This window comes from Mesorhizobium sp. B2-4-13 (assembly GCF_006658535.1).
Lineage (GTDB): Bacteria > Pseudomonadota > Alphaproteobacteria > Rhizobiales > Rhizobiaceae > Mesorhizobium > Mesorhizobium australicum.
In genome coordinates, this window is record NZ_VFVB01000004.1 from 221535 (window position 1) to 241966 (window position 20432).

The following is a 20432-nucleotide window of genomic DNA, read 5'->3' on the forward strand; positions in this document are numbered from 1 at the left end:
TCAGGACTGGCCGAACGCCGCCCGTAGCGTCTCGAACGGCGCCAATGCGCCGCGGACCTGCACGACGGCGGCGGCGACGCGGTGCGCACGCTGGACAGCGTCCGCCGGGGCAATCCCGCCAAGCCGTGCGGCGAGATAGCCGCCGTTGAAGGAATCGCCGGCACCGGTCGTGTCCACGGGCGCAGGCACGTGGATTGCGGCGACCTCCCGCAGCGCTCCACCCTTGCCAATCAACGCCGGTGCCTCGCCGTTCTTGACCACGACCTCCTTGACCAATTGCCCGAGGCGCTCGGCGGTCGCCTGCGGTGTGTCATCGCCGAACAGCATCTGCTCGTCCGGGAACGTCGGCAGCGCGATGTCGGTAACCGCAAGCGCCCGGGCAATCGCTGCTTGCGCGTCCTCGCGGTTACGCCAGAGCCGCGGCCGATAGTTGGGATCGAAGGCAATCAGCGAGCCCGCCGCGCGCGCCTTTGCCACTGCGGCCAGCAGCGTCTGGCGCGCGGCCTCATCGAGAATTGCCAAAGTGATTCCGGAGAAGTACACAAGCGCCTGATTTTCCAGGTTTTTCGCCAGTGCCGCCGGGTCCGAGGCGAGCTGCCTGGCGGCGGCGTCGCCGCGCCAGTAGGTGAAGGAGCGCTCGGCGCCGGTCAGCGCGATGGCATAGAGGCCGGGGCGCGCGCCCGGTATGACCGGACTGGAGCCGATGCCGATGCCGTTTTCGGCTAAGAAGTCGATCTGGCCCTGCGAGAAAGGGTCGTCGCCGAAGGCCGAGACATAGGTTGCCGGCCGGTCAGCGCTTAGGGCATGCAGCGCCCACAGCGTGTTGAACGTGTCGCCGGCAAAGCCCATGCGCCAGTTCGGCCCGGTCTGGCCCGACAGTTCCAGCATGCATTCGCCGATCGAGGCGACGCCGTTTCCCACCATCTGCAATCCTCCAGTGCTTTCGGTGCTGTAGCTTTTTGCCGAACGCAGCGCCATGCTTGGCAAGCAGGCTTTTTTCCGCCACAGCGTTTTCCCACAGGCTGGCGGGATGCGATCCGCCCGGCAGGACGTTATCTGCGAAAGAGGAACCGGTTTGGCATCGTTATGGCGTTATCTCCTGGCAGGTCTTGGTCTGGCTGCTTTGCTGGTCGGCGTTCTCGCGGCCGTTTATCTGACCGCGCCGCATTCGGCACAGCCCGCCGGCCCGGATGTCTCGCGGACGAAAAAAACCGACAACGGGTTGTACGTAGCGAGTTTCGTGCCGGAACGGGGCGTCGTGCGGCAGGGCGAACTGGAATCCTGGCTTCTGACGCTGAAGACAAAGACGGGGGCCTCGGTGGAGCGAGCCGCGATTGCCATCTCCGGTGGCATGCCGCAACACAATCACGGTCTGCCGACCAGCCCGCAGGCGACCGACTATCTAGGCGAGGGACGCTACCGCATCGAAGGGGTGAAATTCACCATGAGCGGCTGGTGGCAACTGCGTTTCGCCATATCGTCCGGCGCGGGCTCCGACACTGTGCTGTTCAACGTGGTGCTGTGAGCGGTCGATGAGGCGCTTTTTCTGCTTTTTGGCACTGACGGTGGCAGCCATCCTTGCCGGTTGTGGCAAGCCGGATTTTTCCGATGCCGAGAAGAAGACGATTGCATCGCTCGCGCTGAATACGCTGCCGGCGCTGAAGCCTGATACCACCAACCGCTTCGCCGATGAGCCGGCCGCGGCGGCGCTCGGCTCGACGCTGTTCTTCGACGTCGGGATGAGCCGCGACGGTACGGTGTCCTGCTCGACCTGCCACAAGATCGACCGGCAGTTCCAGGACGACCTGCCGCAGGCGGTCGGAGTCGGCCACACCAACCGGCGCACCATGCCGCTGGCCGGCGTGGCGCGCGACCCCTGGTTCTTCTGGGATGGACGGCGCGACAGCCTGTGGGCGCAGGCGCTGACACCGCTCGAAAACCCGTTGGAACAGGCGGGAAACCGTGCTGCCTACGCGCATTACATGAAGGCGCGTTTCGGCGAACGCTATGAGCGCATCTTCGGGCCATTGCCTGATTTGTCCAGCATTCCGCCAAATGCCAGCCCGCTTGGAAGCGATGCCGAAAAAACCGCCTGGAACGCGATGAGCGATGCGCAGCGCGACGCAATCAACGGCGTCTATGCCAATATCGGCAAGGCGATCGCCGCTTTCGAACGCTCGATCGAGCCGGCACCGACACGCTTTGACCGCTTTGCGCTGGACCTTGCGACAGGCGCCGAGCCGAAAGGCGATGCCGTCTTTTCCACGGAGGAAATCCTTGGGTTGAAACTGTTCGTCGGCAAGGCCAATTGCGTGAGCTGCCACAACGGCCCGCGCTTCAGCGACAACGGTTTTCACAACACGGGTGTACCGCCTGCTGCCGGCCTGCCGGCGGATCGTGGGCGCGTCGATGCGGTGGCCCAGGTCGAGGCCGACCCGTTCAACTGCTTCGGAGCCTATCGCGATGGCGAGGCCAGTGCCTGCGGCGAGCTGCGCTTCATGGTCAAGGATGCGCCGGAACTTGTGCGCGCCTACAAGACGCCGTCGCTGCGCGGTGCGGCGACGCGGCCGCCTTACATGCACGCCGGGCAGTTTTCATCGCTCGACGAGGTCGTCGCTCACTATGCCAAGGCTGCGCCAAGCGTCGAGGGCAGTTCTGAAATTCACCCGCTGGAGCTCTCGGACCGCGAGCGCGCCGCACTGGTGGCGTTCCTGAAGACGCTATCGGAATAGGTTACCTGTCCTTGACCGTCTCCATCGCCACGAAGGTCGAGGTCTGGGCGACGTGGGGCAGGGCGGAGATGCGCTCACCGAGCACGCGGCGATAGGCGGCGATGTCCTTCGTGCGGACCTTAAGGAGATAGTCGAAGCTCGACGCCATCATGTGGCACTGCTCGATTTCCGGCACGGCTTGTACGGAGCGGTTGAAGGCATCGAGCGCGGCGGATCGGGTGTCCGATAATTTCACCTGCACGAAGGCGACATGGCCTTCGCCCATGCGTTCGCGGTCGATGATCGCCTGGTATCCCCTGATATAGCCGTCCTTCTCCAGCCGCTTCACCCGCGCCTGCACCGGTGTCTTCGACAGGCCGACCTTGACCGCCAGTTCCGACATGGAAAGCCGGCCATTGCCGGCCAGTGCCGACAGGATGTTCCTGTCGATGCGGTCCAATTGATCTTCTGTCATCGAAACTGCAGCCCGAATGAGCAATTTTTCGGCAACATGATAGATCAATTGAGCTGCCCTGTCGATTTTTTCAGACCGCCTGAAATCTGGCACTTGTGCTAGCTTGCGCCATTCGGTCCGGTGACCGCCGGCCCGTTCCCTTGTGCTTGCTCATAGGACCGCCATGCCGCTCGACGCCATCCGCCAGCAGATCCGCGCCAATTATTTGCCCGACGAAGACGCAGCGGTTAAGCGATTAGCCGAGGCGGCCGGGCTTTCGGCCGGAGACCGTAAGGCGATCTCGGCGCGTGCGGCCGACCTGGTGCGGGCGGTGCGCGGTTCGTCCGATCCCCGGCTGATGGAAGTCTTCCTCTCGGCCTACGGCCTCTCCACCAAGGAAGGCGTGGCGCTGATGTGCCTGGCCGAGGCGCTGCTGCGCGTACCCGACACAGAGACGATGGACGATCTCATCGCCGATAAGATCGCGCCGCACGACTGGTCGGCGCATTCGGGCGGTTCGAGTTCGATCTTCGTCAACGCCTCGACCTGGGCGCTGATGCTAACCGGCCGCGTGCTCGATGAAGGTGAGGGCGGTATCGAAGGCACGCTGCGTTCGATGGTGCGCCGGCTGGGCGAACCGGTCATCCGCAAGGCAGTGGCCGCAGCCATGCGCGAGATGGGCGAGCAGTTCGTGCTTGGCCGCACGATCGCGGAAGCCGTCAAGCGCGGCCGGCCAATGACGCAGAAGGGTTACCTCTACTCCTTCGACATGCTGGGCGAGGCGGCCCGCACCGAGGCGGACGCGCTGCGCTATCACAAGGCCTATGCCGACGCCATCTCCTCGCTCGATGCTGGCTCGAACGGGCCAGATATCCGCCAGAACCATGGCATCTCCGTCAAGCTTTCGGCACTGCATCCCCGCTACGAAGAAGCGCAAAAGGAAGAGATGCTGCCTGTGATGGCCGAGCGGCTGTTGTCGCTGGCCCTGGCCGCACGGCATTCGCGGATGGGGCTCAACATCGACGCCGAGGAGGCGGATCGTCTCGACCTGTCGCTCGACGTGATCGAGCGGGTGCTGGCCGAGCCGGAACTCGCCGGCTGGAACGGCTTTGGCGTCGTCGTGCAGGCCTATGGTCCGCGCGCGGCTTTCACCATCGATTGGCTCTATGCCCTGGCCAACAAGCATAATCGCAACATCATGGTCCGGCTGGTCAAGGGTGCCTATTGGGACACGGAGATCAAGCGGGCGCAGACACTCGGGCTTGCCGGTTATCCCGTGTTCACGCGCAAGGCCAACACCGACGTCTCCTACATGGCTTGCGCGAAAAAGCTGCTTGGCATGACCGACCGCATCTATCCGCAGTTCGCCACCCATAACGCGCACACCGTCGCCGCCATCCTGTCGATGGCTGACAGTCGCGACACCTTCGAATTCCAGCGCCTGCATGGCATGGGCGAGGCTTTGCACGAAACGGTGCGCAAGGCCGAAGGCACGCGTTGCCGTATCTATGCGCCGGTCGGCGCGCATTCGGACCTGCTGGCCTATCTGGTCCGCCGGCTCCTGGAAAACGGCGCCAACTCCTCCTTCGTGCACCAATTGACCGACGAGGAGGTCGAGCCGGAGGATATCGCACGCGATCCGCTGGAAACGGTTGAAAGCCAGGGTCCCGCCGCCAATCCGGCGATTGCCCGGCCTTCCCAGATCTTTGGGATCGGGCGCCGCAACTCGAAGGGATTCGACATCACCGACACGGTGACGCTGGCGGCGATCGAGCAGGCCAGAGCGGCATTTGCGGGTCCCGATCGCTGGCACGCCAAGCCGATCACGCGCGCCGCCGGCTACGGCAAGCAGCGCCCGATCCTCAATCCGGCAAAGCCTTCCGAGGTGGTCGGCACGGTTCACGAGGCCGCCGCCAAGCAGGTCGCAACCGCCGTGCGCATCGCTGTCGAGGCGCAGCCGGCGTGGGCAAAACGCCCGGTCGCCGAGCGTGCCGCTATCCTCAACCGTGCCGCCGATCTTTACGAGGCCAATGCCGTCGAGTTCTTCGCGCTCGCCACGCGCGAGGCCGGCAAATCGCTGGCCGACGGCGTCGCCGAAGTGCGCGAGGCGGTCGACTTCCTGCGCTATTACGCCACCGAGGCGGCGAACGCCGAAACGGGCACGCAAGCGCGCGGCGCCATCGTCTGCATCTCGCCGTGGAATTTCCCGCTCGCCATCTTCACCGGCCAGATCGCGGCAGCACTTGTCACTGGCAATTCAGTGATCGCCAAGCCAGCCGAGCAGACCCCGCTGATCGCCTTCCGCGCCGTCGAGATGCTGCGCGAGGCCGGCGTGCCGGAAGACGTCATCCAACTCCTGCCCGGGGACGGCCCGTCGGTCGGTGGTCCGCTGACAGCGGACCCGCGTATTGCCGGCGTCTGCTTCACCGGCTCGACCGAGGTCGCCAAGCTGATCGAAAAGCAATTGGCCGAGACCGCGGCGCCGGACGCCATGCTGATCGCCGAGACCGGCGGCCTCAATGCCATGATCGTCGATTCCACGGCACTTCCTGAGCAGGCGGTGCGTGACATCCTCGCGTCGGCCTTCCAGAGTGCCGGCCAGCGCTGCTCGGCGTTGCGCGTGCTCTATGTCCAGAAAGACGTCGAGAAGAAGATGCTGGAGATGCTGAAAGGCGCCATGGAGGCGCTCAATGTCGGCGATCCCTGGCGGATTTCGACCGATGTCGGTCCGGTGATCGACGATGACGCGCAAAGTTCGATCCGCGATTATTGCACGACGATGGGCCTGCAGGGCCGGCTGATCGCTAAACTTGAGGCGCCCAAGGATGGCCGCTTCGTCGCGCCGCATGTCTTCCGGGTCAAGGGCATCGAGGAGATGGAGCGCGAAGTGTTCGGTCCGGTGCTGCACGTCGCGACCTTCGACGCCGACCAGATCGACAGCGTCATCGCCGCCATCAACCGCAAGGGCTACGGCCTGACCTTCGGCCTGCACACCCGTATCGAGGGCCGGGTGCAGCATTTCGTCGACGGCATCCATGCCGGCAACATCTATGTCAACCGCAACCAGATCGGCGCTGTCGTCGGTTCGCAGCCATTTGGCGGCGAGGGCCTGTCCGGCACCGGGCCAAAGGCCGGCGGGCCGCACTATCTCAGGCGTTTCCGCAAAGGGCCTGAAGCGGGCACGGAAGTCGGCGAAGGCCATAAGGTGACGGCGACCGAACTGGCCGACAATCTGCCCGATCCCGCTCTCGGCGGCTGGTCGACGCGGCCGGACCGGGTCGCCATCCTCAGGAAGCATCTTCGCGGCAAGGGCGCGGCCGCGATCGGTGCCGCCGCCAGCATTGATTTCGGCCAGGTCGATCTGCCCGGGCCGACCGGCGAGGCCAACACGCTGTCGCTGTCGCCGCGCGGCCGGGTGCTGTGCTTGGGGCCGGACGGCGACACGCTGCTGGCGCAGACCATCCAGGCGCTCGCCGCCGGCAATGCGGTGCTGGCTGTTGCGCCGGGTGCACCGGCGGCGCTCTCGGCATTGACCGGCAAAGGCCTGCCGCTGGCGGCCATCGACGGCCGCCCCGATCCTGTCGAGGCGCGCTCGCTGCGCGTCGATGTGGTTGCTTTTTCAGGCACGCCCGAGGCGGCGCGCATCGTGCGCAAGGTCATCGCCGAGCGCAGCGGGCCGATCGTCCCGCTGGTCAGCGAGGTGCTTTATCCGGCGGCTTATGCGCATGAGCGGGCGGTCTGCGTCGACACGACCGCCGCGGGTGGCAATGCCAGCCTCTTGGCCGCCGCATAGGTCGGCATCTACGCGCCCTCGACGACGGAAAAGCCCTCGAATTGCGGGTGGCCGAGATAGTGGACTTTCGTCGTGCCGACATTCCGGTGGGCGGCGCGGAAGTTCTCCGACTTGGTCCAGGCGACGAAATCATCGTGACTTGCCCACGCCGTGTGCGACGCGAACAGCGTGTAGCCCTCGGTCTCGTTGACCGGGCCGCGCAGCAGGTGAAATTCGCGAAAACCCTTCATCTCGGCCAGGCTGGAGTCGCGGTTCTTCCACATGGCTTCGAAGTTGCCCTCCGAGCCGGTCTGGACCTTGAAGCGGTTCATGGCGATGTACATGGGGTCCCTTTCACGCGGATGTTGATGGTTGCGCCGCAACGTTTGTCCCGGGCCTAGTCAAAACGGGCCGATGCCGACCTCGAACTCCAAGCTCGGGTTCGATGCCTGTGACGGAATTGGAGGGAAGGGAGCGGCCTTGCGCACGATGCCAAGCGCGGCCTCGTCGAAAGTCGGCGATCCTGAGCTTTCCAGAATGCGCAACTGGTCTATGTCGCCCTTCCTGCCTATGGCGAATGCCACAACCGCATTGTTACGCGCGGCCAGTTGCAGCGAAGGCGGGAGAGTACGATTGACGCTGCCGAGTTTTCGAAAGACGTTGCCGCGGTAGCTGTCTTCCGCGGCGCTGCCTTGGTCTTTTTGCCTTTTGCCCTTGCTGGCCGCTTCCGCCAGCCGGTCCTGGCCATCGGCCGTGCCGCTCCGTTCATTCGCTGCTCCAGCAGTGGCAGGGGCAGCCGCCGGAGTTGGCCTTGCAACGGGGATCGGCGGTTGGTCCGGAACGGTGACAGGAATTTCGGTGGTTCCGGCCTGGGCGTTCGGCTGTGCCGGCGTTTCTGTCCTGGCAGCCACGCTCTGGTCATCCGGGCGCGGGGTTGCCGCCACCAGTATGTCCGGCGTGGCCACGAGCTGTTTGACCGGTTCCGCCGAGGGCTCCGAAGCCTGCTTCGCGGCGTCACGGGCAGGCTCGGGAGCGTGTGTCACCGGTTCCTGCGCGGGCTGTGAAGGTGCGGTCGGCGCCGGTCTGGCCGCCTTTGCCGGATGAGGCTTGGCCGTCGGCGGGGGCGGCACCAGCGTGACATTCATTGCCGCCGGGTCCTTGTCCAATGCACTGCCGGCGACCTTGTCACCTTTGTGATCGCCGCCTTCCGACTGCTCTGCCTCCCTGGAATCGAACTTGCCGGCGGACGAGATCAGAAAAGCCGCCGCCACGCCGGCATGGAGCAGGCAGGAGATGGCGATCGCAGCCTGCCACTTGCCGTTGCTGGCTTGCGGTCGTGCCTGGGCAAGTCGCTCTGCCGGCGCTATTGCCAACTCGCTGCCAGCGTCGGGGAGTGGATTGATTTCCTGCATGTCGCGGGCGCGAAATTGCAGCGATACGCGCAGACTTGTCAAATCAAGATCGGCTGCCTCAACCGGTAAGCAATCGAAGCCGGCCAGCGGCCCTGCCACGGTCTTTTCTTATGCGGTCCCACTTCAGACGCCGAAAGCGATGCCGGTCCTGGTGTCCGTCTTCAGCTTGCGCATGCAGGCAGTTGGTTCGACGCCCGTGCCAGCGCAATCCGTTCCGCTGTTGACCAGCACGCGGCTGACCTTGGTGCAGTCGGTGCCGGCCAGGTCAAAGCGTGTCACCTTGGTCTTGCCGTGCGGCAGGTCCTTGAAGTCGAGCACGGTCAGCCGGTCGACGATGCCGGCCTTGTTGAACAGAGCGATCTCGAACGCCGCCTTGGTCAGGTCGGCGCCGAGATTGTTGCTGACCAGGAAGGTCAGCCGGCAGCCCTTGCCGGAAGGCTGCGCGGCATTGAGTTCGAGGGTCAGGACCGGCGCGGACTGCTCAGCCCACGCCGGAATTGTCGTCAGCGACATCGCCAGCGTCGAGGTCAGCAAACGAAGGGATGCCGTCAAGGGCGTCATGGTCAGCCTCCAAAGCGCATGGTTGCCGCTAGCTTCAGCGTGATACCGGGTTCGTAGACCGCAACCGTGGTGCTGCCGTTCAGCGGATTGGCGTATTTGACGTCGAACAGATTGTCGGCGCGGAAATCGACTTTCAGATTGTCGGTCGCCTGATAGCTGGCGAAGGCATTGACCAGTGTGTAGTCCGTCGCAACGGCATTGCCCTTCGGCTTGCCGTTATACTGCACCTCACCGCCGACGGTCAGCTTGTCCTCAAGGAAACGCAGGCCAAGCTGAGCGGTGACCTGAGAGGAGGGAATAGTGGCGAGGTCGGCTTCCACACCCTTGTAGGAAACGGTGTGGCCATCCGTGATCGAGGCCGAGAAGCCGGCATAGCCCCATGCCGCGTCATAGACGCCTTCCAGCTCGAAACCGTTGATCTTGGCCTTGGCGAAATTTTGGTACTGGAAGCAGATCGGGATTCCGGGGCCGAAGGGGCAGCCACTGCCTGGAGCGAACGGCGACAGCGTTACGCCGTCGATATAGTCGTCGACATCGTTGTTGAAATAGGCTGCTTTCAGGCGCAAGGCGTCGCCCGGCTCGAAGATATCGTTCTGCTTGTAGTTGACGCCGAACTCGGTCGTCTTGCCGGTTTCAGGCCGCAGATTTGGATTGGGCAGGAACGGGAAGCTGACGCCGGCGGGATGATTGCCGCTGATCAGCGTTTCCGTGATCGAGGGCGAGCGGTAGCCTTCCGCATAAGTGCCGTAGAATTGCAGGCCGGCAAGCCTGGCGCTCTCGAACGGCGAGACACCGACGGTGACGCGCGGGGATAGCCTGTCGCCGGAAATATCATGCATGTCATCCTTCAGGCTGTAGCTGTCGTAGCGCAGGCCAGCGACGACTTCGAGCCAGTCCCAGGTGAGCTTGTCCTGGACGTAGGCGCCGGACACGTTGCGCTTGCCCGACGGCGTGTAGAAACTGTCGCCCCCGGCCGCGCCACCCGTCTTGACGTTGTCGCCGACCCAATCGCCGCCATAGGTCAGTTCATGCGCGATGCCGTTCGTTTCGAACCGCGACGTGTTCCAGATATCGATGCCGGTCGTGCCGACATCGAATGTCGACAGTGATCCTGCCGGCAGCACCACGGGAAGACCGGTCACCGGATCGAAGCGGTTCTGCGGCGCGAGACTGGTCAGGTCGAGATTGGTCTTGTTGTAGGACGTGTTGATGTGGAGATCGAGCCAGCTCTTGTCTTCGTCCGTGATGTTGTAGCGGGCCGTGAAGGTGTTCGACTTCAGGTCGACATCGTTGACCGGCAGGCCGCCGCTGGTCTCGTTCCAGCCGTCGCTCGAACCGACCCAGCCGAGCTTGAGCTCACTGTTCTCGGTTGGCCGGATCGTCGTCTTGAGCAGGCCGCTCAGCACGTCGAAGCCGGTGCCGTTGACCGTGTCGCCGTCGCCGTCCTTGTAGTTGTCGTAGTCGCGGTAAACGATGTTGCCCAACACGTCCCAGTTCTCATTGATGCGATAGGCACCGGTGGCGCTCGTGGTCCAGCCCTTGCCGTTGCTCTCGTAGCGTCCGGTGACGGAACCGGCCCACGTCTCGTCGGGCTTGAGGAAATCGACCGCATCCTTGGTGTCGAAGAAGACGACGCCGCCAATGGCGCCCGAGCCATAGGTGTTGGCGACAGGACCACGGATCACGTCGACGGATTTGACGAGCTCGGGATCGATATAGAAGGGCGACTGGGTGCCGTGGTCGGAACGCTGGAAATTCTGGCGCGCGCCATCGACGATCACCGCGACGCGGCCGAAATCCTGCAGGCCGCGGATGTTGATGCTGGTGCTGACGCGCCTGGCGTCGGCCTGCGCAGCGACGCCAGGCACACCGAAAAGCATCTCGTTCGGCGTTGTCGCCATGCGGCGATCGAGCTTTTCCTGGTCGACATGGCTGGCCGAGGCCAGCGACTGTATCGCCGTTTCGCCAGTGCGGCTGAGCACCAGGATCCTGTCGAGCAACGTAGCGACCGCGGGGGCTGCCTTTTGCTGGTCAGTCTTCTTCGATTGATCCGTCTGCTCGCTCGCCGCCTGCGTCGCAGGTTGCGCGTGCGCCGATGGCGCGGATAGAGCGATCGCCGCCACGCTTGCGAGCAAAGCCGCCGCACCGTTCGCCGCCGACCGGCCGCGCCGTTCCCAACTTATCAACCCCATGCCCCAACTCCAAATCCCAGGTTCCATGCTGGCTGGCCCGGGGCTTGCTGGCATTTTGATCGTATCCGGCATCTTAAATGTTGACTCATTTAGTCCGGTATTGCACTGACTAGTAAACATGATTATTCAAGTCAAGAAATGAATCGGCAATTCGCAACGCCTAGCCAGATGCCCGGCACAGGAAAGGGATCGACCCAGATGAACACGCACAATCCCAACGAGTTTCGCTATCGCGTCCGCCGTTCCGACGATACCTCCACCCGTTTCGATCGGGTCTCGCTGGCGATGCGGACGCTGTCCAGCAACACGCTGTTCCAGGGCGAGCACGAAATCGGCATCGAGCATCATGGCGCGCTCTACCGGCTGAAGATCACCCGCCAGGGCAAGCTCATTCTCAACAAGTAAGGCAAGGCATCAGAGGTAAAGACATGGACCAGCGCGTAAAACCCGCTCCGCATGAGATCCGGCGGGCCCGGACCGAGAATCCGAAAGCGCGCGAGCGTGACCTGGCCGCCCAGCTCGGCATTTCAGAGGCCGAGCTGGTGGCCGCCCATTGCGGCGACGGCATCGTCCGCGTCGAACCCCGCGTCAACGACCTTCTGACCGGTCTCGAGGCCATTGGCGAGGTTATGGCGCTGACCCGCAACGAAAGCGCCGTACACGAGAAGATCGGCGTCTATGACAAGGTCGTCACCGGCAATCACAATGCCATAGTGCTCGGCGAGAACATCGACCTGCGCATTTTTCCGAAAATCTGGGCGCATGGCTTTGCCGTGGAGAAGCGCGACGGCGACGACATCCGCCGCAGCCTGCAGTTCTTCGATGCGGCCGGCGACGCGGTGCACAAGGTGCATCTGCGCCCGGCCTCCAGCCTCCATGCCTACCAGAAACTGGTCGCCTCGCTGGAATCGCGGAACCAGGAGCCGACGATCGACATTTCGGGGCCGGTTCTCGATGAGGAAAGCGAGGCCGGGGCATCGACGGCGAGCCTGGACGACCTGCGTGACCGCTGGAGCCGGCTGACGGACGTGCACCAGTTCTTCGGCATGCTGAAGACGCTGAAGCTCAGCCGCCGCCAGGCAGTGCGCATGGTTGGCCAGGACTACGCCTGGCTGCTCGACAATGACGCGGTGCGCGCCATGTTCCATCACGCCGCCGAAAGCGAGATGCCGATCATGTGCTTCGTGGGCAACCGCGGCTGCATCCAGATCCACTCCGGGCCGATCAAATCGATCAAGCCCATGGGGCCGTGGATCAACGTGCTCGACGAGACCTTCCACCTGCACCTGCGCACCGACCACATCCATGAAGTCTGGGCGGTGCGCAAGCCGACCAAGGACGGCCATGTCACATCGCTCGAGGTCTATGCCGCCAATGGCGACATGATCATCCAGTTCTTCGGCAAGCGCCATGAAGGCGAAAGCGAGCGCGAGGACTGGCGTTTTCTGGCCGAGCACCTGCCGCGCATTCCGAACCCGACGGCAGCCTGAGGAGAGTGCGATGCGGTTTGTTTCGAGGCCGTCCGCCCTGCGCGGATCGAGGGTCGGTTATGCAATCGGCCTTTCCATGGCTTTCGCCGCGCTGCAACCAGCCGGCGCCACCGAAGGCGTTTCGGTGTTCGCCGATCCTTCGAAGATCGCCGCTATTGGCGGCTCCATCACCGAGATCGTCTATGCGCTGGGCGAGGAGAGGCATCTGGTGGCGCGCGATTCCACCAGCCTCTATCCAAAGGCCGCGCTCGACCTGCCTGATGTCGGTTACATGCGCCAGCTGTCGCCGGAAGGCGTCTTGTCGGTCAATCCGACGGGCATACTGGCATTGCACGGCAGCGGTCCCAAGGAAGCCGTCGACGTGCTGAAGAAGACGAGCATTCCGTTCATAGAAGTGCCCGAGCAGTACAACCGCGAAGGCATCCTCCAGAAGGTCCGCATTGTCGGCAAGGCGATCGGGGTCGAGGCCAAGGCCGAGGTGCTGGCCAGGGCGCTCGATGCGAAACTCACAGCCGCCGAAAAGCGGACAGCCTCGATCAAGGAGCGCAGGCGCGTGCTGTTCATTCTCTCGACGCAGGGTGGCAAGATCCTGGCGGCCGGCAGCGAAACCGCGGCCGACGGCATGGTCAAGCTGGCGGGCGGGGTCAATGCGGTGGAAGGCTTTTCCGGCTACAAGCAAATGTCGGACGAAGCGATCATCACCGCAAGGCCGGACGTGATCCTGATGATGAGCAATGCCGGGCCGCCGGTCTCGGACGACGAAGTGTTCGGCAATCCATCCATCGCCTCAACGCCGGCCGGAACGGCGCGCAAGCTGATCCGCATCGATGGCGCCTATCTACTCGGCTTCGGGCCGCGCACGGCCGACGCGATCCATGATCTCGCCGTTTCGCTTTATGGCGCACAGGTCACGGACTGAGCATCATGGCCGACCAGTCGATCGCAGGTCCGGCGAAGGCGATTAGGGCATCCGAAGGGGATCGTTCCGGCCGCGCCCGTGCCGTCATCCTTCTGCTGTGCCTGGGCTTGGCGATCGCCATCTTGCTTTCGCTCACATCCGGCGCATCGGATGCATCCGCCGTGACCGTCTTCAGGGATTGGCTCTTTGGCTCCGTCCCCGGCGATGCGGCGCTCAACGCCCGCGACAGCTTGATCGTCCATGACATCCGCATGCCACGCGTCATCCTCGGCATGTTGGTGGGTGCGGCGCTCGCGGTTTGTGGCGCCGTCATGCAAGGACTGTTCCGCAATCCGCTCGCCGACCCCGGTCTGATCGGCGTTTCCGCAGGATCCAGCCTTGGCGCGGTGGTCATCATCGTTCTTGGCGGGACCGTGCTGGCGCCGGTGACCGCCTTGCTCGGAACGCTGGCGCTGCCGCTTGCGGCGTTCGTCGGCGGTCTCGTCACCACATTGGCGCTCTATCAGGTCGCCACGCGACGTGGGCAAACCTCGGTCGCCACCATGCTGCTCGCGGGCATAGCCCTGGCGGCACTTGCCATGGCGCTGACCGGAATCCTCATATTCATGGCCGACGATCGCCAGCTGCGCGACTTGACCTTCTGGTCACTGGGATCGCTCGGCGGTGCGACATGGGCCAAGATAGCTTCCGTAGGACCCATAATCGTCCTGGCACTGGCGGCGATGCCGTTCCTGGCCCGCGGCCTTAACGCGCTGGCGCTGGGCGAAGCGACCGCCGGCCATCTCGGCATTCCGGTGCAGCGGCTGAAATACACCGCCATCATCGGCGTTTCGGCGGCGGTCGGCGCCTCCGTCGCCGTCAGCGGCGGCATCGGCTTCGTCGGCATCGTCGTGCCGCATCTGCTGCGACTGCTGATCGGACCCGACAATCGTTACCTGCTGCCGGCCTCGGCGCTGCTCGGCGCCTCGTTGTTGCTGCTCGCCGATGCGGTCGCCCGCACCATCGTGGCGCCGGCCGAGCTGCCGATCGGCATCGTCACCGCGATATCAGGCGCGCCGTTCTTCCTGTGGATATTGCTGCGCAGGCGCGGCGTGATCGATTTGTGAGGCTGGAATGATCGAGGCGAGGGATGTTTCGGTCGATATTGCCGGCAAGAGAATTGTTGCCGGTGTCGATTTCGATGCGAGGCCGGGCGAGGTGGCCGCAATCGTCGGCCCCAATGGTTCGGGCAAGACGACCTTCCTGAGGGCATTGTCGGGGGACCTCGGCTATACCGGGAGCGTCGTCCTCAACGGCCGCGACCTCGCAGCGATGAAGCCGGTGGAGGTCGCCGTCCAGCGGGCTGTGTTGCCGCAGGCGACGACACTGTCGTTTCCTTTCACTGTCAGGGAGGTCGTCAGGCTTGGCCTGGTCGGTGGCTGTTCGGGCGTGCTGCCGGGCGAGGACGGACGCCTGCCGGAACGGGCGCTGGCGTGGGTCGATCTCGACGGCTTTGCCGGCCGCTTCTACCAGGAACTTTCCGGTGGCGAGCAGCAGCGTGTCCAGCTTGCGCGCGTGCTGTGCCAGGTCTGGGCGCCGGTGCTCGACGGCAAGCCGCGCTATCTGTTCCTTGACGAGCCGGTGTCCAGCCTCGACATCAAGCACCAGCTGATCATCATGAACATCGCCCGCGACTTCGCCAGAAGGGGCGGGGGCGTGGTAGCGATCCTGCACGACCTCAATCTGACGGCCATGTACGCTGACCGCATCTTCGTGATGCATCGCGGCCGGCTGGCCGCCAGCGGCTCGCCCCGCGACGTGCTGAGTGACCACCTGATCGAGAAGGTGTTCGATTGCCGGCTCAAGGTCGGCGTGCTGCCGGCCGGCAACATGCCGTTCGTGCTCCCGCAATCGTCGGTCAGCTGATATTCAGCCGACACTGCACGATGCGGCAGGGATCAGGCCGCCGGGGCGCGGCGCTCCATCAGCATGTCGATGCCGAGCAGGGCGCGCACATTCGGCCGTGCCGCCACGAGGTCGGCGATCGTGTAGCGGGCAAGCACGGCGAAGAAGGCGTTGAGCGCTTCGCGCAATGCGGAGTTCAGCGCGCAGCTGTCGACCAGGGGACATTCGGCGGCATCGTTCTCGAAGCACTCCGCCATGGCGAAGCTTTCCTCGGTCACGCGCACAACGTCGAACAGGCTTATCGATTCGGCGGCACGGCCGAGCCGTACCCCTCCGTTCCGGCCGCGCACAGTCTCGACCATGCCATTCTCGACCAGAGGCTGCAGGATTTTGAACAGGAACAGTTCCGACACCGAATAGGCGGCCGCGATCTCCGGGATGCGGCTCAACCGGTCATTGTTGGCGGCGCAATACATCAGAATGCGCATGGCATAGTTGGTTTGGCGCGTAAGCCGCATCTTGTCCTCACTCGGCGCTGATATGATGCAACCACGCCAGATTCTAAACTTTGCTGGCGCGGCCTCGTCCGGAATCCGGATCGCTGCACTGGTCTCGGCGGAATATGGCCTATACCTTGGAATAATTCCAGACTAGCCGGGCATCATAGATGAATAAACTCGTCAACTTTATGTGCGCCGCCGGGCAAAAGCCGGGACAGACAAACCGGCTGCCACGGGCATTCCGGCGGCCGCGGCACTAGATAGGCCTAATAGACGAGGAGCGGCATGGCTCAATCGGACCAATCCCTGGCGCCAGTGCGGTTCGATGCCGACGCGGGCGGCAAGCTTTCCGCGCTGCGGCGGACAAAGTTCGTCGCCACGGCGGCATTGGCACTCTGCCTGGTGGTCTTTGCCTTGGCCAAGTCCTTCCAGAGCAGCTATCCATGGCTCGGCTTCGTCGCCGCCTTCGCCGAGGCGGCAACGATCGGCGGCCTTGCCGACTGGTACGCGGTGGTGGCGCTGTTCAAACGGCCGCTCGGGTTGCCCATCCCGCACACCGCCATCATCCCGGAAAACCAGGACCGTATCGCCGACAATCTCGGCCGTTTCATCGAGGCCAATTTCCTGGCGCCGGAACCGGTGCGTGAAAAACTCGCCGAGGTCGATTTTTCGGCGCTCGTGGCCGACTGGCTGGCCGATGCCGAACGCGCCGCCGGCCTGTCGCGCTTCGTCGTGCGGCTGGTGCCGCAGACGCTTGCCGCCGTCGAACAATCCGGTCTGCGCGGCTTCGTCACCAGCCGCATGCTCGAACAGATCGAAAAGGTGCCGCTGGCGCCACTTGCGGCCGAACTTCTGTCCGCGCTCACCGACGACCGCCGCCACCAGAAGCTGTTCGACGAGTTCATCAAGGTCATCGGCCGGTTCCTCAACGACGAACAGGCGCTGGCGACGATGCGCGACAAGATCCGCGAGGAACTCCCGTCGCTATTCAACCTGTTCCGGGCCGACGCCTATCTCCTGAAGAAGATCGTCGCTTCGGCTGGCTCCTTGCTGGACGAGGTGCGTGCCGATCCAGATCACCCGATGCGCGCCGAATTCGACCGTTTCGCGCAAAGTTTCGTCGAGCGGCTGCGCACGTCCAAGCAATATGCCAGGCGAGCGGAGAAAATGAAGCGCGACTTCCTCGCCAGACCCGAAATCAGGGCGCTGGCCGGCGATATGTGGGAGAGCCTCAGCCTGTTCATCGAGCAGGACGCCAAGGCGCCGAATTCGTTGATCAGGGAGCATCTGGCCAACATGTTTGTCGAAGTCGGCCGCCATCTTGCCGGAGACGCGCAGATCCGGGCCGACATGAACCAAGGATTCGTGGTGGCGCTGGCCTCCTTCGTCGAAAGCCAGAAGAGCGGTGTGTCGAAATTCATCGCCGACCAGGTCAAGCGCTGGGACCTTGCCCAACTGACACGCCTGATCGAGATGAACATTGGCAGGGACCTGCAATATATCCGCTTCAACGGCATGATCATCGGTGGGCTGGCGGGCATCGTGCTTTACACGATCGAGCTGCTGCTCCCGGTCAATTGATCCCTAGCGATCGCCTAGGCCCGTGTTCGAAATGGACACGAGGCGTTCGAGTGCTATTCTCCTCGATGAGGGCGTCCGCGATCGCGGCAAAGGGGAGATGACAATCATGGCCAGACAATCGGAATCCGATTCTTTCATGGAAATGTTCGGCAGGTTCGGCCGTGACCTGAAGGTGCCGAATGTGGATGTCGAAGCGATTCTTGCGCATCACCGCAAGAATCTCGAAGCTTTGGAGAAATCCGCGCGTGCCGGGGCGGCTGGGACGTCCTCGCTGTTGTCTCGGCAACGCGAAATGCTGCAGGACACGCTGCGCGAGATCGCCGACATGGCGCAGAGCTACCGCGCACCGGGCAATCCGCAGGAGTTGATGGCCAAGCAGACCGAGTTTGCTAGAAAATCCTTTGAGGCGGCGCTCAAGAACGCCGGTGAAGTGGCTGAGCTGGCCAGGAAATCAGGCACCGAATCGATCGACATCCTGCGCGCACGCATCAAGGAGGCGATGGAGGAGGTCCGCGCCGGTTACGGGCAGAAGTAGGTTCTCATGGGCTGTCGTTCCGCTCTCGGCCGGGCACACCCCGTTCCCGATACCGTAACCCTTCGCACAGTTGCATTAGCGCCACGCCATAAGCTCCCGGCAGTCTGAAAGGTCGGAAAAGTCCCAATTCGCCTGCCATCGCATGGCAAGACATGGCACGAGTGAGCGCGAATCCGCCGGAACGGATTTGCGAGGGACGAATTGACAGAGGCCGCCGGTTCGTGGTCCGGAAGCTTTGGAAGCGATCGGGAAAGCAGGCATGACGGAAGTACGGCCTAAAACGCCGCCAACCTACGAGCAGCTGAGAACGATGTCCGGACAGGAGCTCGGCGTCTCGGAATGGACCACGGTCGACCAGAACCGTATCAACCAGTTCGCCGAATGCACGGGCGACCATCAATGGATCCACGTCGATCCTGAACGGGCGCGGCGGCAAAGCCCGTTCCGCACCACGATCGCGCATGGCTATCTGACACTGTCGATCATCGGCGCGCTGGCCCTTGAAATGGGTATCGTGCCCGAGAATACGCAGGCCGCCTTCAACTATGGTTTCGACAAGGTGCGTTTCCTGGCGCCGGTCAAGGTCGGCGCACGCATTCGCCTGCGCACGACGCTGCTTTCCATGGAAGACAAAGGCCCGGGCCAGTATCTGATGAAGGCAGCCAACACGGTCGAGATCGAAGGCGAGGAAAAGCCGGCGCTGATGGCTGAAACACTCGTCATGCTCTACGAGCGCCGCAAACGGGCAGGGGCCTGAACGGCGCCCGCCAGGCCCCTTGCGTCGTTCCTTCAGCTGTTCTTGTGCGGCAAGGAATAGGCCCAGATCTGGGTATGGCATTTCGGAAAAGGCATGATTGAGCATCCGCGCAAATGGTGAGATTTGGCGGCGTTCTGCCGTTTCATGGATGGTCTGATTTGATGGGGCAGAAGGCCGCAACAACGAGGTGTTGTCGCGGCTTATTTGTCTGCTGACTTGGTGGTTCCCATATCAGCGAGTCATCGCCGTTTCGAGCGCCTTGAAAATCCGCTCGTCCGCGCACTGGGCGACGTTGAAGCGCAGGAAGCGGCTGGCGGACTGCGACAGGCTGAACGCATTGCCGGGCGCCAGCACGATGTTGTCGGCGAGCGCACTGCGGGCGATTTCGGCCGCGTCCACGCCTTCCGGCAGGGTGCACCACAGGAACAGCCCAGCCGGCTGCTCGATCCAGGGCGTGATGCCGATCGCCTTCAGCCGGGCGCTGGTCTCGCCCATGGCCCGCGAAAGGCGGGCGCGCAGCAAATCCATGTGCTTTCGGTAGCTGCCGTCCTTCAGCAGCGTCAGCACAAGTTCGGCCGCCAGCCGTCCGCCGCCGAACGTCGTGGCGATCTTGAGGTCGGTCAGGCCCTCGATCCAGTCACGGGGCGCGGCGATGAAACCGCAGCGGACCGACGCCGACAGCGTCTTGGAGAAACTGCCGATCTGGACGACGCGACTAAGGCCGTCGAACGCCGCTAGCCTTGGGGCGGGAATGTGCTCGAAATCGGCGAAGATATCATCCTCGACGATGGTCAGATCCGACTGGTCGGCCAGTTTGAGCAAACGATGGGCCGTCACCGGAGACAGGATCGCGCCGGTCGGGTTGTGGATGGCCGAGTTGGTGATGTAGAGGCGCGGCCGGTGTTCGGCCAGCGCCTGGGCGAACAGCTCGATGTCCGGCCCCGACGGCGTGTAGGGCACGCTGACGACCTTGGCGCGGTGGGCGCGCAGCAGAGCATGGAAATTGAAGTAGCAGGGATCGTCGACCAACACTGTGTCGCCCGGCTCGATCAGGAACCGGCAGAGCAGATCGATGGCCTGGGTGCACGATTCCGTCAGCATGATCTGGTCGGGGAAGGCTTCGATGCCGTGCCCGGCCATGCGCCGCGCCAGCAATTGCCGCAGCGGCGGCAGCCCGAGCGGCGTGCCGTAATCTGCGAGCGCGACATCGTCGGCACGCGCGACAGTGCGCAATGCCCGGCGCAGCCCGGCCTGTGGCATCCATGAAGCCGGCAGCCAGCCGCAGCCGGGTTTCAGGACCTCGTCGCCAGCCTCCAGGGACTGGCGCGAGACCCAGAGCGGATCGACGGCACGGTCGAGCCGGGGACCGATCTCGGCGAGCGACAGCGGTGCCAGCGACCCGGCGGCATAGAAACCGGAACCGGGCCGCGAACGGATCGCGCCTTCGGCGGCAAGCCGTTCGTAGGCCTCGACCACGGTGGATTTCGACACCTGCATGGATTTGGCGAAAGCGCGGATCGAGGGCAACCTTGCTCCAGGCGTCAGGCTGCGCGCGGCAATCCGCTGCCGGATGGCGGCCATGACCCCTTCGACGAGAGTTCCGCCGCTGTCGAGCCTGACTGCTTCGTCCATCTGTACCTTCCAGAAAACCATGACAGTTTTAT

19 protein-coding genes are annotated in these 20432 nt (G+C 63.9%); 11 read left to right on the forward strand and 8 right to left on the reverse strand.

The window, feature by feature from the left end; genetic code table 11:
- Positions 1 to 924: a sugar kinase gene (locus FJ936_RS12990; RefSeq protein ID WP_140714892.1), complete on the reverse strand. Its 924-nt coding sequence runs from the start codon at positions 922 to 924 to the stop codon at positions 1 to 3.
- 151 nt (positions 925 to 1075) lie between these two features.
- On the opposite strand from FJ936_RS12990, the gene FJ936_RS12995 reads away from it, so the two are divergent.
- Both FJ936_RS12995 and FJ936_RS13000 read left to right on the forward strand, forming a co-directional pair.
- Positions 1076 to 1525 (forward strand): FixH family protein, encoded by a 450-nt coding sequence (locus FJ936_RS12995; protein ID WP_041163818.1) that lies wholly within the window; start codon positions 1076 to 1078, stop codon positions 1523 to 1525.
- 7 nt (positions 1526 to 1532) lie between these two features.
- The gene (locus FJ936_RS13000) at positions 1533 to 2732 is read left to right on the forward strand and encodes a cytochrome c peroxidase (RefSeq protein WP_140661082.1); all 1200 of its coding nucleotides are present in this window, start codon (positions 1533 to 1535) and stop codon (positions 2730 to 2732) included.
- A gap of 1 nt (position 2733) precedes the next feature.
- Here the strand turns inward: FJ936_RS13000 and FJ936_RS13005 are convergent, their stop codons facing one another.
- A complete protein-coding gene (locus tag FJ936_RS13005) occupies positions 2734 to 3186 on the reverse strand; it encodes an Lrp/AsnC ligand binding domain-containing protein (RefSeq protein ID WP_015317477.1) in 453 nt (150 codons plus the stop codon).
- Between the two features lie 163 nt (positions 3187 to 3349).
- Between FJ936_RS13005 and putA the strand changes: the two genes are divergently transcribed.
- Positions 3350 to 6958, forward strand: a complete 3609-nt coding sequence (gene putA / locus FJ936_RS13010; protein ID WP_140792271.1) for a bifunctional proline dehydrogenase/L-glutamate gamma-semialdehyde dehydrogenase PutA — start codon at positions 3350 to 3352, stop codon at positions 6956 to 6958.
- Positions 6959 to 6966: 8 nt separating this feature from the next.
- On the opposite strand, the gene FJ936_RS13015 is transcribed toward putA, so the two are convergent.
- From FJ936_RS13015 to FJ936_RS13030, 4 genes are all read right to left on the reverse strand, one after another.
- Entirely contained in the window at positions 6967 to 7281 is a 315-nt protein-coding gene (locus FJ936_RS13015; protein ID WP_015317479.1) for an antibiotic biosynthesis monooxygenase, read from the reverse strand.
- 57 nt (positions 7282 to 7338) lie between these two features.
- Positions 7339 to 8391 carry a TonB family protein gene (locus FJ936_RS13020; RefSeq protein WP_348643157.1) on the reverse strand — a complete coding sequence of 351 codons (1053 nt, stop codon included), beginning with the start codon at positions 8389 to 8391 and terminating at the stop codon, positions 7339 to 7341.
- An 81-nt stretch (positions 8392 to 8472) separates the two neighbouring features.
- Positions 8473 to 8910: a hypothetical protein gene (locus FJ936_RS13025; protein WP_015317481.1), complete on the reverse strand. Its 438-nt coding sequence runs from the start codon at positions 8908 to 8910 to the stop codon at positions 8473 to 8475.
- Between the two features lie 2 nt (positions 8911 to 8912).
- Positions 8913 to 11102: a TonB-dependent hemoglobin/transferrin/lactoferrin family receptor gene (locus FJ936_RS13030; protein ID WP_140792273.1), complete on the reverse strand. Its 2190-nt coding sequence runs from the start codon at positions 11100 to 11102 to the stop codon at positions 8913 to 8915.
- A gap of 198 nt (positions 11103 to 11300) precedes the next feature.
- Between FJ936_RS13030 and hemP the strand changes: the two genes are divergently transcribed.
- The 5 genes from hemP to FJ936_RS13055 are packed head-to-tail and all read left to right on the forward strand — an operon-like array spanning position 11301 to position 15416.
- Positions 11301 to 11507: a hemin uptake protein HemP gene (gene hemP, locus FJ936_RS13035; protein ID WP_140792275.1), complete on the forward strand. Its 207-nt coding sequence runs from the start codon at positions 11301 to 11303 to the stop codon at positions 11505 to 11507.
- A 23-nt stretch (positions 11508 to 11530) separates the two neighbouring features.
- Complete coding sequence (locus FJ936_RS13040) at positions 11531 to 12592, forward strand: hemin-degrading factor (protein WP_140792277.1); 1062 nt, start codon at positions 11531 to 11533, stop codon at positions 12590 to 12592.
- Positions 12593 to 12602: 10 nt separating this feature from the next.
- Positions 12603 to 13511: a hemin ABC transporter substrate-binding protein gene (locus FJ936_RS13045; protein WP_140723818.1), complete on the forward strand. Its 909-nt coding sequence runs from the start codon at positions 12603 to 12605 to the stop codon at positions 13509 to 13511.
- Positions 13512 to 13516: 5 nt separating this feature from the next.
- Positions 13517 to 14617 carry an iron ABC transporter permease gene (locus FJ936_RS13050; RefSeq protein WP_140792281.1) on the forward strand — a complete coding sequence of 367 codons (1101 nt, stop codon included), beginning with the start codon at positions 13517 to 13519 and terminating at the stop codon, positions 14615 to 14617.
- Positions 14618 to 14624: 7 nt separating this feature from the next.
- Positions 14625 to 15416, forward strand: coding sequence for a heme ABC transporter ATP-binding protein (locus tag FJ936_RS13055; protein ID WP_140792283.1), 792 nt, complete (start codon positions 14625 to 14627; stop codon positions 15414 to 15416).
- A gap of 32 nt (positions 15417 to 15448) precedes the next feature.
- Here the strand turns inward: FJ936_RS13055 and rirA are convergent, their stop codons facing one another.
- Complete coding sequence (gene rirA, locus FJ936_RS13060; protein WP_015317488.1) at positions 15449 to 15913, reverse strand: iron-responsive transcriptional regulator RirA; 465 nt, start codon at positions 15911 to 15913, stop codon at positions 15449 to 15451.
- Positions 15914 to 16180: 267 nt separating this feature from the next.
- Between rirA and FJ936_RS13065 the strand changes: the two genes are divergently transcribed.
- The 3 genes from FJ936_RS13065 to FJ936_RS13075 all read left to right on the forward strand — a co-directional run bounded on the left by FJ936_RS13065 (position 16181) and on the right by FJ936_RS13075 (position 18768).
- Positions 16181 to 17476: a DUF445 domain-containing protein gene (locus tag FJ936_RS13065; protein WP_140792285.1), complete on the forward strand. Its 1296-nt coding sequence runs from the start codon at positions 16181 to 16183 to the stop codon at positions 17474 to 17476.
- A gap of 106 nt (positions 17477 to 17582) precedes the next feature.
- Positions 17583 to 18011, forward strand: a complete 429-nt coding sequence (locus FJ936_RS13070; protein WP_140616026.1) for a phasin family protein — start codon at positions 17583 to 17585, stop codon at positions 18009 to 18011.
- A 259-nt stretch (positions 18012 to 18270) separates the two neighbouring features.
- Positions 18271 to 18768, forward strand: a complete 498-nt coding sequence (locus tag FJ936_RS13075) for a MaoC family dehydratase (protein WP_140792287.1) — start codon at positions 18271 to 18273, stop codon at positions 18766 to 18768.
- A gap of 231 nt (positions 18769 to 18999) precedes the next feature.
- Here FJ936_RS13075 and FJ936_RS13080 read toward each other — a convergent pair whose 3' ends face one another.
- The gene (locus tag FJ936_RS13080; RefSeq protein ID WP_140616030.1) at positions 19000 to 20400 is read right to left on the reverse strand and encodes a PLP-dependent aminotransferase family protein; all 1401 of its coding nucleotides are present in this window, start codon (positions 20398 to 20400) and stop codon (positions 19000 to 19002) included.
- Positions 20401 to 20432: the final 32 nt, after the last annotated feature.